Consider the following 15,034-nt stretch of genomic DNA (forward strand, 5'->3'; position numbering starts at 1 on the left):
TCTGCGACAATCCCCGCATGAACGCTTCAGCTTCTCTCTTCCCGGACGCGCCCGCCCACATGCCGCTGGCGGAGCGTCTGCGCCCGCATTCCGTCGATGAGGTCATCGGTCAGCAGCATCTGCTGGGGCCGGGTAAGCCGCTGCGCGTGGCGTTTGCCTCGGGTGAGCCGCATTCGATGATCCTGTGGGGGCCGCCGGGCGTGGGCAAGACCACGCTGGCGCGGCTGATGGCGGATGCCTTCGATGCGGAGTTCATTGCGCTGTCCGCTGTGCTGTCGGGCGTGAAGGACATTCGCGAGGCAGTGGAGCGCGCTGAGCAGTTCCGCGCGCATGGCCGCCGCACGCTGGTGTTTGTCGATGAGGTGCACCGCTTCAACAAGAGCCAGCAGGACGCCTTCCTGCCGCATGTGGAGAGCGGCCTCTTCACCTTCATTGGTGCGACCACCGAGAATCCGTCGTTCGAGGTGAATGGCGCGTTGCTGTCGCGCGCGGCCGTGTACGTGCTCAAGAGCCTGTCGGACGATGAGCTCAAGCAGTTGGCCGAACGTGCCCGGCAGGAGTTGGGCGGGCTGGAGTGGACCCCCGGCGCGCTCGACGCCATCGTCGCCTCCGCTGACGGCGACGGCCGTAAGCTGTTGAACAACATCGAGATCGTCACGCGTGCCGCCCGCGCGCAGGCCGAGGGCGATACCGCGCCTGCCGTCGACGAGACGCTGCTGGCTTCCGCGCTGTCGGAAAACCTGCGCCGCTTCGACAAGGGCGGCGATGCCTTCTATGACCAGATCAGCGCGCTGCATAAATCCGTGCGCGGGTCCGATCCGGATGCAGCGTTGTATTGGTTCTGCCGCATGCTCGACGGCGGCGCGGACCCGCGCTATCTCGCGCGCCGCATCGTGCGTATGGCGTGGGAAGACATCGGCCTGGCCGACCCGCGCGCTGGGCGCATCACGCTGGACGCAGCGGAAACATATGAACGCCTCGGCTCGCCGGAAGGGGAGCTGGCGCTGGCGCAGGCGCTGATCTATCTGGCCATCGCGCCCAAATCCAACGCTGGCTACAACGCCTACAAGGCGGCGCGTGCCTTCGTGAGCCAGGACAAGTCGCGCACAGTGCCCGTGCATCTGCGCAACGCCCCGACCAAGCTGATGAAGGAGCTTGGCTACGGCCACGCGTACCGCTACGCCCACGACGAGCCTGAGGCCTACGCCGCTGGCGAAACCTACTTTCCCGATGATCTTCCCGCGCAGCAGTGGTATGTGCCGACGCCGCGCGGGCTGGAAGGCAAGATCGGCGACAAGCTGCGCCACCTGCGCGAGCTGGATGCGCAGTGGCGTGCCGAACAAGGCAAATCCTCCCGCGACAAATAGGCGGGTCGGGCCGGTGCGATAAAATCGGCCCTTTCGATCGTTCGTTCCCTCGGTTTTTCCTCACCATGCTCGACATCCAACTGCTCCGCAAAGACATCGACGCCGTCGCTGCACGCCTCAAAGACCGCGGCTACGCGCTCGACGTTGCCGGCTTTGCCGCGCTCGAAGCGGAACGCAAGGCCATCCAGACCCGCACCGAAGAACTGCAGGCCCGCCGCAACAGCCTGTCCAAGCAGATCGGCATGCTCAAGGGCAAGGGGGAGGACGCGTCCGGCGTGATGGCCGAGGTGTCCGGTATCGGCGATGAGCTCAAGGCCTCGGCCGCGCAGCTCGACGTGGTGCAGACCAAACTCCAGGATCTGTTGCTGTCGATCCCGAACGTGCCGCATGAAAGCGTGCCCGCCGGCAAGGATGAAACGCAGAACGTCGAAGTGCGCCGCGAAGGCACACCGCGTACGTTTGACTTCCCGGTCAAGGATCATGTGGACCTAGGCGGCGCGCTGGGGCTGGACTTTGACGCGGGCGCCAAGCTCTCGGGCGCGCGCTTCACTGTGCTCAAGGGGCAGGTTGCGCGCCTGCATCGCGCGCTCGCACAGTTCATGCTCGACACGCACACGCTGGAGCATGGCTACACCGAGGCGTACGTGCCGTACATCGTCAATGCTGCGTCGATGCGCGGCACGGGCCAGTTGCCCAAGTTTGAGGAAGACCTGTTCCGCGTGCCGCGCAAGATGGGGCAGGGCGCTGAAGACGAGGCTGGCGAGCATGTCGAGAATTTCTACCTGATCCCGACCGCCGAGGTGCCGCTCACCAACCTCGTACGCGACGAGATCGTTGCGGGTGATGCTCTGCCGATGAAGTTTGCCGCGCATTCGCCGTGTTTCCGTTCGGAGGCTGGCTCGTATGGCAAGGACACGCGCGGCATGATTCGCCAGCACCAGTTCGACAAGGTCGAGATGGTGCAGATCGTCCAGCCCGAAACGTCGTTCGACGCGCTGGAAGCCATGACCAATGCGGCGGAAAACATCCTGCGCAAGCTGGAGCTGCCGTTCCGCACCGTCGTGCTGTGCACGGGGGACATGGGCTTCGGCAGCACCAAGACGTATGACATCGAGGTGTGGATCCCGGCGCAGAACACGTACCGCGAGATCAGCTCGTGCTCGAACATGGGCGACTTCCAGGCCCGCCGCATGCAGGCGCGCTTCCGCAACGCGCAGGGCAAGCCGGAACTGGTGCACACGCTCAACGGTTCGGGCTTGGCCGTGGGCCGCACGCTGGTGGCCGTGCTGGAAAACTACCAGAACGCGGATGGCTCGATCACCGTGCCGCCGGTGCTGCGCCCCTACCTGGGCGGGCAGGAAGTATTGAAGCCGGCGGTTTGACGGCAGATTGCGCACCTCTTGATTGGGGCGAGAAAAATCTGTTATAGTCGCGGTTTCGCGATTCAGCGACCCAGTTACCGGAGAGGTGGCAGAGTGGTCGAATGTACCTGACTCGAAATCAGGCGTACCGGCGACGGTACCGTGGGTTCGAATCCCACCCTCTCCGCCAAGATGTAATCCGAAGAGATGCAAATCGGTTCGGAAGAAAAGCAGAAAGCCCGTGAAATCAATGTTTCACGGGCTTTTTTGCATTCAAAGGGTCCGAGGCGGTTCGTTGCAATCCGGAGTGGCCAGGGGTATTTTTGGGGGTATGCCAGTCTACCCCCAATGCCAGATACCCCCTCATGCCGCTGACTGACCTGCAGGTCAGTAAAGAAAAGCCTTCCGACAAGCCTCGCAAACTCGCAGATGGTGTTCAATGACGACCTGTGCTTCCTTTAGGCTGTAGAACAGCTCGCCATTGAGCAACTCATCGCGCAGCTTGCCGTTGAAGGACTCGCAGTAGCCGTTCTCCCACGGGCTGCCGGGGGCAATGAACAACGTCTTCGCACCCAAGCGGCCTAGCCAGTCGCGTACGATGTTCGCCGTCATCTCCGCCCCGTTGTCCGAGCGCACATGCGCGGGGATGCCGTGCTCCAGCATCGCATCAGCCAGCGCCTCGATGACGTCCAAGCTGTTCAAGCGCCGCCCCACCTTGATAGCCAGGCACTGGCGCGAGAACTCGTCGACGAGCGTCATCAGCCGCAACCCTCCTGCGGAAGGGTCGCGATCTGGACTTGCTCGGACATTTTCAGAACTCCTCGTACCGTGTTGAACACAGCCGGGATATTCGTATTTGCCGTCTCGCGCAGGACGTTCGACACTGGAACGACAAGGTTCCCCGTTCACCCAGATATCGAAGATTTCTGAAGAAAATCAGCGGGTTAGATGCAGAACGTTTAGCCTCATTTTTTCTTCAAGGCTCGCGAGTCTCGTTGCGCCTGTCGCTCCTGCCCAGATTCCGCCGACTCAGGCTGGATAATTTTTGGCCCGGCGCCGAGCAGGGTTGGCGATGCGCCGAGCTGCATATCGCACATGTACTTTCGTATGGCTTCCTCTACTGCCTGCCTGGTCGGCTTGGACCCGGACTCGGGTGTCCACCCCTCCCACAGCCGTGCAGCGTGGTAGAGCGCGCGTAACTTTGGTGACTGGACACTACGGAAGAGCGGATGATTTGGATTTCGTCTCAACCTTCTTGCATAAAGTGGCCGGATCAATTCGGCTGAACTCATTGCTGCCCGCAACGTACTCACACATGCGAAAGGAAGATGGAATGAGAAATCGATCGAAATAGTCAGGAGTTTTGCAAACCCGATACCCAAAGTCGGCGATGAACTCTCGATTGGCTTTACGATGTTGTTCAGGTATCGAAAAGCGATGCGGACGATGCTTAATGAAGTCGCACCGACCACCCTCGATAACGCAGGCTGAGCACCGGCGCTTACCAGTAGACGGCCGAGCGCGACAATTTGTACTCGCTGCTCATCTGCAACGCCACGTGGTTTTCCTACGCTAGATGTCGGTAGCACTGCGCGAACAAGCTGTGAGAACGCATACCTGAGACCGCCCAATGCTGTACGCCCTGACAATGGTTAATGCTGCGCTACCGGTCAAAGAACCTCGTGCCAAACAGCTTATCGTCTTCGGTACGGTCCCTCGGCACCTGGTTGGCCTTCGCCATGTAGTTCTCGATGAATAGGCGTAGGGAGTCACGCCTTGGATCGCCGTGACGATTCACCTGCCCAATCCCGATGCCCCACCTGTAATCACGCCAATCCTTTTCGGCATTGCTATTACGGTAATCGCCCCATCCGCGCGTGATCACGCCGAACCAATACTCGCCGATCTGCCTCGCAAGCACGACGTCACCTCGTCGCTTACCCGAACAGAAAATCAAGCAATGTAGATGCAGGCCGGAAATCGGGCCTTCTTCCAACTTCCAGATGAGACCGTGAATCTCGCCAAGCAGGGGAACGGGTGCTTTGCGTGCCTCGCCAACTCACTTCGTCCATTGAAAACAGGATGTTTCGCGAGCGCCTGTTTGATTTCAGCGTTGTGCCAATTTTGGTATTCGTACTGTTCCCGGCCTTCGTGATAAAGCCGTTCTTCCCATCGGCTGGAGAAATCTATCAATACCTTCAATTTATTCGAGACGTGCCTGTGGATTTTCCATCCGTCATCGATCTGTGGCATCTCTGGCTTCTTTTCAGTCACCGCTGCCTCCGCTATCGCTCGCAGACGGGAAATATCGTCGCTGCAAACGCGTAGCATCTCGATTCTGACCTTGTATTCATCCCGAGTCGGACGCTTCGCGGCGCTGTCCAGGCGAACATACCGGGCTGTTGTCTTCGATACAGTCCCGAAGGGCTGTAGGCATCGAGCGGGAAAGAGGAATTGCGAAAGAGCCGTCAGGCTTCAGGACTTGTGCTGCTTGCTGAAGACATGGCCGCACGCCTGGCACTCGTAGTTGTCGAGCACGTTGTCATCGAGGGCGCCGCCGACAGCGGAACCTGCGGCACAGCCGGCCGCACTACCGAACAGCGCGCCCATCAGCCCGCCTGCCAAGCCACCGAAGATCGAGCCAATGGGGCCAGCGATGATGCCGAGGGCGGCGCCGGCTTCGGCACCGCCGAGTGCGGCAGCGGCGCTACCGACAGCGCCGGCTGCAGCGCCAACGGCACCACCAGCCTTGCGGGCGTAGTCGCGTGTGGTAATGCGAGTGGAGTTACAGCGGGGACAGGAAGGGGAGTGGTTCATATCAGCCTCAAGAGAGTTCAGGGCAAACGGCGTTGCCCAGGCATACCGGGAGGGATGCTCATTGAGGGTGATATATGGATGAGATTGTTTACGATGAGGAGCGTGGGGTGAGTCGCGCTTCTAGCGGCTGCGCGCACTATTCTCCCAAAGGGCTGTGACAGCCAAGCGTGGGAGCAGTCCTGAGCGAGCCTTGCGAGGTCGACATTCACGTCGAGCGGACGCAAGCGATTGCAAGCTGGTAATTCTCGAATCAACCTGTATGCAGGTGTCGGGTGTCACGCCGGCTCCATAGAAAGGCGGATGCTGATCGGAGCGGTGGCATTCCGGTGCTCTCCATAGCGTGATATGTGGCTGCATCTTTTGTATTCACCGGGGCAGCGAACGCGCCGGCCCATGCGGTGTTGGGCTAACTCAGCGCCCGCACCCTCGCTCCGGGGGGGGGGCAGATTTTTAATGTTCTTGAGAATGTGATGTGTCGAAAATCAGATATAAAAATATTTCAACTTTGAATTTAACGTTCTTTAACGTTCTTTAACGTTCTTTAACGTTATGGTACGGTTATCCACAATGCGGTGATTTACTATTCCGCCCCAAGCTGACCGGGGTGTCCGACGCCAAGTGACCGACGGCCAGGAGGCGCCCTCGTACAGCTTTGGTGGGTTGGATGCATTGCCAACCGGTATCCGCCATCACGCGGGCCGTTTGCGCGCAATCGCGTGTCGCCAACAACAAGATCAGAGCTGTCTGACGAGTGTCGCCGCGAGCGGTACCGCGCTCGGCGGTGCATCGTGCGCAGGCGTTCGCCTGTGAGCAGCCGGAATAAGGATACGCAGTCATGGGAAGGGGAAGTTTCGTCCGCCGCGGCATCGCGCGCGGCAAACGTTTCGCATGGGTTGGCGCCTGGACGCTGCCGATGTCGATGGCGCTAGCACAAACACCGCCCGTCGATGGCGCTGCACAGGAGTTGCTGCGTCAGCAGGAGCGGGAGCGCATTCTGCGCCAGCGGCAGGAAGTCAAGCCAGATGTACGCCTCGAGCAGCCGGCCACCGCTGAGGCAACTCGTCTGCCAAGCGATGAATCGCCGTGCTTTCATATTGATCGCATCACGCTCACGGGCGATGCGGCCGAGCGTTTTCAATGGGCTTTGCAGGCGGCAGACCCATCGGACGACCCGGCCACCGGTCGGTGTCTGGGCACAGCCGGCATCAATCTGACGATGAAGCGCATGCAGAACGCCATCGTCGCGCGCGGTTTCGTCACCACGCGCGTCCTGGCCGCGCCCCAGGACCTCAAGCAGGGCACGCTGGCGCTTACGGTGATCCCGGGCCGCATCCGAGCGATCCGCTTTACCGAAGACAGCAGCCCCCGCGCCACCAAATGGAATGCCGTGCCGGCCGCGCCCGGCGACATCCTGAATCTGCGCGACATCGAGCAGGGCCTGGAGAACTTCAAGCGCGTCCCTACGGCCGATGCCGACATCCAGATTGCCCCGGCCGAAGGCCCCGATGCCAAACCGGGCGAGAGCGATCTTGTGATCGCGTGGAAGCAGGGGCTGCCGTTTCGCCTGAGCCTCTCGGCCGACGACTCGGGCAGTAAATACACCGGCAAGTACCAAGGTAGCGTCACTGTCTCGTACGACAACTGGTGGACGCTCAACGACCTGTTCTACGTCAGCTTTAACCACGATCTCGGTGGCGGCTACAGCGGCAGCAAGGGCACGCGCGGCTATACCGTCCATTACGAGGTGCCGTACGACTACTGGCTGCTCGGCTTCACCACCAGCAGCTACAACTACTACCAGTCGGTCGCGGGTGCCAACCAGACGTACCTCTACAGCGGCACCAGCGAGAACAGCGAGATCCGCTTGTCGCGCCTGTTCTATCGCGATGCTGTGCGCAAGACGAGCGCTTACCTGCGCGGCTGGCTGCGTAGCTCCAGCAATGCCATCGACGACACTGAAGTGCTGGTGCAACGCCGGCGCATGGCCGGGTGGGAGCTTGGCCTGAACCATCGCGAGTTCATCGGTGCAGCCACTCTGGATGCCAACGTGGCCTACCGCAAGGGCACGGGGATGCTGTCCTCGCTGCCCGCGCCTGAAGAATCGTTCGATGAAGGGACTTCGCGCCCGTCGATCATTACGGCCGACGCGCAACTCACGGTGCCGTTTTCGCTGGCCTCGCAGCGCCTGCGCTATACCACCGCGTGGCGCGGCCAGTGGAACCGTACGCCAGTGGTGCCGCAGGATCGCTTCTCGATCGGCGGCCGCTACACCGTGCGCGGTTTTGACGGTGAGAACACGCTGATCGGCGATCGCGGCTGGCTGGTGCGCAACGACCTGGGCTTGACGCTGGGCAACACCGGCCAGGAGCTGTATGTCGGTTTCGACTATGGCGAGGTGGGCGGGCAATCCGCGCGCTTCCTGATTGGTCAGCATCTAGCGGGTGCCGTGATTGGCCTGCGTGGTGGCTACAAGGGCCTGTTCTGGGATCTCTTTGTTGGCACACCGATCTCCAAGCCTGAAGGCTTCCGAGCTGGAAGCACGGCGGCGGGCTTCAACGCGAGCTGGTCGTACTAGGAGCGTGCATGCGATTCGATACTCTCGACGTGATCGCGCCTGGGCTGATCGATGCGCCGTGCAATGAAGCAGAGGTGCTCGGATCGGCGGTCTGGCTGTGGATGCATTCGTCCTCGCATCGCAACATGCCGCTGCACGCGCTGTCGGCATTGCTGCTTCCCGCCATTAAGCACCGCCAGTTCGTGCTGGCCAGCGAACAAGGCAAGCCGGTCTTCTTCCTCACTTGGGCCATGCTGGGCGCCGAGGCCGAGCGCCGATACCTGACCAATGCGCCCATCACCATGCCAGAAGCCGACTGGGCCAGCGGTGAGCGCATGTGGATTCTCGATTGGGTGGCGCCGTTCGGGCACACCCGTACGGCCCGCCATCTGACGGCCCGCCTGTTCGCCACGCGCTGCTTTCGCTCGCTATACCACCGCGGCAATACACGCGGCCTGCGCGTGAAGGACTTCCACGGCATTGGCGTGATGGCTGAAGAAGCGCGCGCCTGGTCGCTGCTCAATCCCCCTCTGTTGCCCACGGCTGCCGCCGCTGGCGCGTCCCATCTCCCGGAAAACCAATCATGAACAAGCACCTGTACCGGATCGTCTTCAACAAGACCCGTGGCCTGTTGATGGCCGTGGCGGAAACCGTCGCCAGCGACGGCAAGCAGGCTGGCACAAGCGGCGCGCCAAGCGCACACAGCGTGATTGCACACGTGCGGCCGCTGTGTTTCTCGATCCTGCTGGCGTTTGGTTTGGTGGGGACGGCGGCGAACGCCCAGATCGTGGCGGACCCGAACGCCCCGCGAAATCAGCAGCCGACGGTGCTCAACAGCGCCAACGGCACGCCGCTTGTGAACATCCAGACACCGAGCGCCGCAGGCGTTTCACGCAATACCTACAGCCAGTTCGATGTTAACCAGCAAGGCGCGATCCTCAACAACGCGCGCACCAACGCGCAGACGCAGCTTGGCGGCTACGTGCAGGGCAACCCGTGGCTGGCCACGGGCACGGCGCGCGTGATCCTCAACGAAGTCAACTCCAGCAACCCGAGCCAGTTGCGCGGCTATGTCGAGGTCGCCGGTGACCGCGCACAGGTGGTCATTGCCAACCCCGCCGGCATCAGTTGCGATGGTTGCGGTTTCATCAACTCGAACCGCGTCACGCTGACCACCGGCACGCCGACCCTCAACGGCGGCAGCCTGGATGGTTACCGCGTGCAGAACGGCGCGATCAGCATCACGGGCGCGGGCCTGGACACGAGCCGTGCCGATTACACCGACATCATCGCGCGCTCCGTGCAGGTCAACGCCGGCATCTGGGCGAACACGCTCAAGGTCAGCGCGGGCGCCAACGAGGTCAGCGCGGACCACGGCCAGACCACGGCCATTGCCGCCACCGGCCCTGCGCCGTCGTATGGAATCGACGTAGCCGCGCTGGGCGGCATGTACGCGGGCAAGATCACGTTGGTGGGCACGGAATCTGGCGTGGGCGTGCGCAATGCCGGGCAGGTCGGTGCGTCGGCCGGCGACGTGACCGTCACCGCAGACGGTCGGCTGGAGAACAGTGGCCGTATCACCGCCAGTGCAGGCGTGCGGACCGACACCAATGGCGGCGTCGCCAACAGCGGCACGCTGTACGCCCAGGGCGATACGCAATTGAGCACACGCGGCAACGTCGATAACACGGGCACGATTGCGGCCCAGGGCAATACGACCATCGCGGCCACGGGGGCCGGCAGCAGCATCAACAGCCACGCCGGTTCGGTGATCGGCGCGGGCGTGCTGGGCGACGGCACGCTGGGCGGCAGCGGCACTGTGCAAGTGAGCGCCACTGGGCAACTCTCGGCGCAGGGTCAGAACCTTGCCAGCGGCGATCTTTCACTCTCCGGCGCGGGCGTCAGCGTGGCTGGTAGCCAGACCGGCGCACGCAACGTATCACTAGCGGCCAGCGGCGGCGACGTGGATGCCAGCCGCGCCACCGTGTCTGCCACGCAGACCCTTGCCGCCAATGCTACCGGCACGCTGCGTACTGACGGTGCATCGGCTTCAGGGCAGCAACTGACGCTGGCCGCACACGACCTGTCGAACGTGCACGGCGAATTGGTGCAGACGGGTGCAGGCAACACGTCGATCCAGTTGCCCGGCGCACTGGACAACACAGGCGGACGCATTGCCACCAACGGTAGCGACCTGTCGCTGGGCGCGCAGACGCTGACCAACACCAGCGGCCGCATCGAACACGCTGGTATGGGCACGCTGGCCGTCAATGGCACCACTGTCAGCGGCACACGCGGCACTATCGCCAGCAACGGCACGCTGGCGCTGCACGCCCAATCGGCCACGCTGGACAACGGCCAGACCACGGCTGCCAACCTGCAGATTGACGCGGTCACGCTGTCCAATCGCAGCGGACAGTTGTTGCAAACCGGCACGGGGGCTGCATCGGTACGAGCGACCAATCGCCTGGACAACACCGGCGGCACGCTGCTCAGCAATGGCGAGACGGTAGTCTCCGCAGGCGACCTCCTGAACGGTGGGGGCACACTTCAGGTAGCTGGCAGTTCGGCGCTGACCATCAACGCCTCGGGCCACGTGGACAACAGCGCGCAAGGCAAGATCGGCGCAGGCGGCGCGGCGACGCTGACGGCGACGTCGCTGTCGAACGCTGACGGCACCGTCACGGCAGGCGATGCGCTGCGCGCACAGATTGCGGGCGCGGTCGATAACACGCAAGGCATATTGGCCGCTAATCGAGATGTCACCGTGGCCGGGGCCGCCGTCACGAATGCGGGTGGGCGCATCGGCTCCGTCCAAGGTAGTACCAGCGTGACAGCCACGACCGGTGCCATCGATAACACGGCAGGCCGCGTGGAAGCTGCGCAAGCGGTCACCTTGGCTGCCAACGGCCTGGGCAATGCCGATGGCGTGGTGTCCGGTCAGGACGTGCGCGTGAACACGCACAGCCAGTCGCTCGACAACACACGCGGCACGATGGTTGCGCGTGGCGCACTCGACGTGCAGAGCGGCCAACTCACCAATGACGCAGGTACGTTGCAAGCAGTTGGTGCGCTCACCATCGACACGCATGGTCAGTCGCTCATCAACCGGAATTCCGGAACGACTGCGGGCATCCTCGGCCAAGACGCCGTAACGCTGCGTACGGGCGATTTGAATAACAGCACCGGCTTCATTGGCGCCAAGGGGGGCCTCACAGCCAACGCCGCGCAGATCACCAACACGCAGGGCGGCCAGATCAGCGGCGAGAAGGCCATCACACTAGTGGGCACTGGTTTGGATAACCGTGGCGGCAGCGTGCAGGCCATGGGCAACGTGTCTGCCGATGTGCGCGCTGGCAGCATCAGCAACGATGGCGGCTTGGTGCGCTCTGGCGCGATGCTCGACTTGCGCGCGGGCAGCGTGACCAACAGCGGCACGCAGGGTGCAAACCAAGGGCTGGAAGGGCAGAGCGTTGCGCTGACTGCCGACCAGATCAACAACCAGGGCGGTGCGATTCGCGCTGATCAGAATCTGACACTGACCGGTTCGGGCGCGCTCAACAATGCGCAGGGCTTGATTTCCTCGGGCCAGAACGTGGTGGTGCAGGACCGCAACGCGGCGGCCAAGACGCAGAGCGTGACGAACACGGCCGGCACGCTGATCGCCGGCAAGTCGCTGGGCGTCAACAGCGCGAACCTGTCGGGCGACGGTCGCGTGCTCTCGCAAGGCGATTTGAGCCTGAACCTGACCGGCGATTTCACCAACACCGGTGAGGTGCAAGCCAACGGCAACCTCACGCTGCAAACCAATGGCCGCCTGACCAACCAGTCGACAGTCAAGGCGGGCAACGCTGTCACGGTGTCGGCCGGCAACGTCGACAACACGTCCAACGGCGAGATCAGCGCCAGCACCACGAACATCAACGCGGCAGATACGCTTACTAACCGCGGCCTGATCGACGGCGGCAACACCAATATCAATGCCGGCACGGTCAACAACCTCGGCAGCGGCCGCATCTACGGCGACCACGTCGCCATCCAGGCCGGCACCGTCAATAATGATGTCGAGAACGGCACGGCGGCGACGATCGCGGCACGCAACCGACTGGATATCGGTGCGCAGACGATCACTAATCGCGAGCACGCGCTGATCTTCAGCGGCGGCGACATGGCGATCGGCGGGGCGTTGGATGCCAACCGTCTGGCGACGGGCTCTGCGGCCTCGGTCAGCAATAACAGCGCCTCAATCGAGGCGCTGGGCAACCTGACCCTGGCGGCCAACCGAGTCAACAACACCAACGAGCACTTCAGCACCGGTGCGCAGAAGAGCAGTCCCGAGCACATCATCGAGTATCAGGGTTCGGGCTCGGCCAACCGCTACAAGCCGGGCGACCCCGACGTCTATATCTACAACGATGAGTCGGACCACCTGCATACGCCGGAAGGCAACTTTGAGAGCTGGACGAAGTACGAGTATGACCGCACGACCACGACGCCAGTCGTCACCGGCTCAGACCCGGGCAAGATCACGGCTGGCGGCGCGATGCGGATCGACGCCGGTACTGTGTTCAACGACAAGAGCCAAATCATTGCGGGTGGCACGCTCACCGGCAACATCGGCAGCCTGCAGAACACCGAGGTGTCGGGGCAGCAGATTACGACCGACGCTGGTACGGTCACGTCGTACTGGCGTGAGCAGCACAAAGGCCGTGACAGCACCGGCAGCAGCAGCGCGGGATACACCCCGCCTGACGTCATCAGCGAAATCAAGCTGACGCCCACGGTGTACCGAGAGAACACGACCCCCGCCGGCAGTGGCACGCAGATTGGCGGGCTGACGGTGGGCAGCGTGTCGCAAGGTGCGCAAGGCGCTGGCGCGGCCACCGTGGCGCTGGGCAACGGGCGAGTGGTGAACCCGATCACCGAAGTCTCGGCGGTGACCGGTGCTGCGGGCGCACAGCCACTGGTGGTGCGCACAGGTGGGCCGAATACCACGTTGCCGAACAACAGCCTGTTCCACCTCAACCCGAACCCGACCGGCAGCTACCTGATCGAAACCGATCCGCGCTTCGCTAACTACCGTACGTGGTTGTCGTCGGACTACATGCTCACGCAACTGAGCATCGACCCGGCCAACATGCACAAGCGCCTGGGCGACGGCTTCTACGAACAGAAGCTAGTGCGTGAGCAGGTGGCTCAACTTACCGGGCGCCGCTTCCTGGATGGCTATTCGACCGATGAGGCACAGTACCGTGCGCTGATCGACAACGGCGTCACCTACGCCAAGGAGTGGGGCCTGCGCCCTGGCGTGGCGCTGACCGCAGCCCAGATGGCGCAACTGACCAGCGACATCGTGTGGCTGGTCGAGAAGGACGTGACGCTGCCGAATGGCCAGACTACCAAAGCGCTGGTGCCGCAAGTCTATGTGCGTGTGAAACCGGGCGACCTGGATGGCTCTGGTGCCCTCATTGCAGGCCAAAGCATCAGCCTGAATCTGTCGGGCGACGTGGTGAACCAGGGCAGCATCGCAGGCCGCGATGTGGTCTCCATCACGGCGGAGAACGTCAAAAACCTGGGTGGCCGCATCACTGGGGGTGACGTTGCCGTGCGCGCCCGCACCGATCTGGACAACCTGGGCGGCATGATCGATGGCAACAACAGCCTGACGGCTTCGGCGGGGCGCGATCTGAACGTCACGACGACCACGCGCAGCAACAGCAACGCGCAGGGCAGTGTTACCAACGTCAACCGAATCGCCGGCCTCTATGTCACAGCCCCTTCGGGCGGCGTGCTGGTGGCCTCCGCCGGTCGAGACCTGAACTTGACGGCGGCACAGATCGGCAACGCTAGCACGGGTGGGCAAACCATTGTCGCTGCCGCACGAGATCTCAACCTGAATACGGTTGACACGTCGAACTCGCAGTCCATCAAGTGGGACAACAACAACTGGCGCCGCGACAGCACGCGCCAAGAGGTCGGCTCGTCCATCCAGACCAGTGGTGACTTGCGCCTGTCTGCAGGTAACGACCTGAACGCGCGCGGTGCGTCGGTAACGAGCGAACAGGGCGCGCTGGTAGCGACGGCGGGCAACAACGTCAACCTGACGGCGGCCGAGACCATGCGCAACGTGGATGAAGCCCATCAGCACAAGGGCAGCAGCAGCTGGTTCTCCAAGAAGACGATTACCACGCGGGACACCCTGTCGGAAACGACCACGCAGGGCACGACGTTCTCGGGCAATACAACTTATGTGCAGGCTGGGAACGATATCAATGTGCGGGGCAGTAATGTTGTCTCGACCGACGGCACCACGCTGATCGCCAAGCACGACGTCAATATCGAGGCGGCGACCAACTCCACCACGGAGCGTCACTTCCGCGAGGAGAAGAAGAGCGGCCTGTTCAGTAGTGGCGGCATCGGTTTCACGATTGGTACGCAGCAGCAGAGCCAGGATAATCAGGATGCACGCACGTCCGCTGCCGCATCGACTGTTGGGTCGACGAACGGCAACGTGGCAATTGGGGCGGGCAACAACTACAAGCAAGTCGGCAGCAATGTGGTAGCACCACAAGGCGACATCACCATCCAGGCCAAGAAGGTGGACATCCTGGAGGCGCAGGAGACCAGTCACAGCACGCAGGAGACCCAGTTCAAACAGTCGGGCCTGACGGTGGCGGTGACTGCTCCTGTGATTGCTGCAATCCAGACTGCGCAGCAGATGAAGAGCGCCGCAGGTGAGACCGGTGATGCTCGCATGAAGGTGTTGGCCGGAGCCACTACGGCCCTTGCCGCTAAGAATGCCGCGGACGCAGTGGCCTCCGATCCAAAATCGGGCGGCGGCGTAAGTGTGTCGATCACGGTGGGCGGCTCCAAGAGCCAGAGCAAGACCACGCAAGATGCATCTACGGCAGCTGGTTCGAAGGTGGCTGCGGGCG

At 62.7% G+C, this 15,034-nt stretch carries 8 protein-coding genes, 1 tRNA gene and 1 pseudogene; 7 read left to right on the forward strand and 3 right to left on the reverse strand.

All coding sequences use genetic code 11. The features are described 5' to 3' along the window. The first annotated feature begins 59 nt into the window (after window positions 1–59). The 3 genes from B4F51_RS03170 to B4F51_RS03180 all read left to right on the forward strand — a co-directional run bounded on the left by B4F51_RS03170 (window position 60) and on the right by B4F51_RS03180 (window position 2,918). Window positions 60–1,367 carry a replication-associated recombination protein A gene (locus tag B4F51_RS03170; protein WP_296223646.1) on the forward strand — a complete coding sequence of 436 codons (1,308 nt, stop codon included), beginning with the start codon at window positions 60–62 and terminating at the stop codon, window positions 1,365–1,367. Window positions 1,368–1,432: 65 nt separating this feature from the next. Next, window positions 1,433–2,749 (forward strand): serine--tRNA ligase, encoded by a 1,317-nt coding sequence (gene serS, locus B4F51_RS03175; protein ID WP_296223638.1) that lies wholly within the window; start codon window positions 1,433–1,435, stop codon window positions 2,747–2,749. Between the two features lie 79 nt (window positions 2,750–2,828). Next, a tRNA-Ser gene (locus B4F51_RS03180) sits at window positions 2,829–2,918 on the forward strand. Between the two features lie 245 nt (window positions 2,919–3,163). On the opposite strand, the pseudogene B4F51_RS03185 reads toward B4F51_RS03180, so the two are convergent. Next, a pseudogene (locus B4F51_RS03185) lies at window positions 3,164–3,493 on the reverse strand (integrase core domain-containing protein); the annotation flags it as partial. Between the two features lie 898 nt (window positions 3,494–4,391). Beyond that, complete coding sequence (locus B4F51_RS03190; RefSeq protein ID WP_296223639.1) at window positions 4,392–4,724, reverse strand: hypothetical protein; 333 nt, start codon at window positions 4,722–4,724, stop codon at window positions 4,392–4,394. A gap of 50 nt (window positions 4,725–4,774) precedes the next feature. Here B4F51_RS03190 and B4F51_RS03195 point away from each other — a divergent pair, with 50 nt between their 5' ends. Then, window positions 4,775–5,056 (forward strand): hypothetical protein, encoded by a 282-nt coding sequence (locus B4F51_RS03195; RefSeq protein WP_296223640.1) that lies wholly within the window; start codon window positions 4,775–4,777, stop codon window positions 5,054–5,056. 147 nt (window positions 5,057–5,203) lie between these two features. Here B4F51_RS03195 and B4F51_RS03200 read toward each other — a convergent pair whose 3' ends face one another. Then, window positions 5,204–5,545, reverse strand: coding sequence for a hypothetical protein (locus tag B4F51_RS03200; RefSeq protein ID WP_296223641.1), 342 nt, complete (start codon window positions 5,543–5,545; stop codon window positions 5,204–5,206). Window positions 5,546–6,380: 835 nt separating this feature from the next. Here B4F51_RS03200 and B4F51_RS03205 point away from each other — a divergent pair. The 3 genes from B4F51_RS03205 to B4F51_RS03215 form a co-directional block, all read left to right on the forward strand. Beyond that, the gene (locus B4F51_RS03205; protein ID WP_296223642.1) at window positions 6,381–8,120 is read left to right on the forward strand and encodes a ShlB/FhaC/HecB family hemolysin secretion/activation protein; all 1,740 of its coding nucleotides are present in this window, start codon (window positions 6,381–6,383) and stop codon (window positions 8,118–8,120) included. Between the two features lie 8 nt (window positions 8,121–8,128). Continuing rightward, entirely contained in the window at window positions 8,129–8,686 is a 558-nt protein-coding gene (locus tag B4F51_RS03210; RefSeq protein WP_296223643.1) for a toxin-activating lysine-acyltransferase, read from the forward strand. After that, on the forward strand, window positions 8,683–15,034 hold a 6,352-nt coding region (locus B4F51_RS03215), incomplete at its 3' end, for a filamentous hemagglutinin N-terminal domain-containing protein (protein ID WP_296223644.1). The genes B4F51_RS03210 and B4F51_RS03215, both read left to right, overlap by 4 nt.

This window comes from Ralstonia sp. UBA689 (genome assembly GCF_002298975.1).
In the GTDB taxonomy this organism is placed as follows: Bacteria; Pseudomonadota; Gammaproteobacteria; order Burkholderiales; family Burkholderiaceae; genus Ralstonia.

Coding starts and splice junctions, on each gene's coding strand:
- B4F51_RS03170 (WP_296223646.1), top strand. CDS start 60: ATGCCGCTGGCGGAGCGTCTGCGCCCGCATTCCGTCGATGAGGTCATC.
- serS (WP_296223638.1), top strand. CDS start 1,433: ATGCTCGACATCCAACTGCTCCGCAAAGACATCGACGCCGTCGCTGCA.
- B4F51_RS03200 (WP_296223641.1), bottom strand. CDS start 5,545: ATGAACCACTCCCCTTCCTGTCCCCGCTGTAACTCCACTCGCATTACC.
- B4F51_RS03205 (WP_296223642.1), top strand. CDS start 6,381: ATGGGAAGGGGAAGTTTCGTCCGCCGCGGCATCGCGCGCGGCAAACGT.
- B4F51_RS03210 (WP_296223643.1), top strand. CDS start 8,129: ATGCGATTCGATACTCTCGACGTGATCGCGCCTGGGCTGATCGATGCG.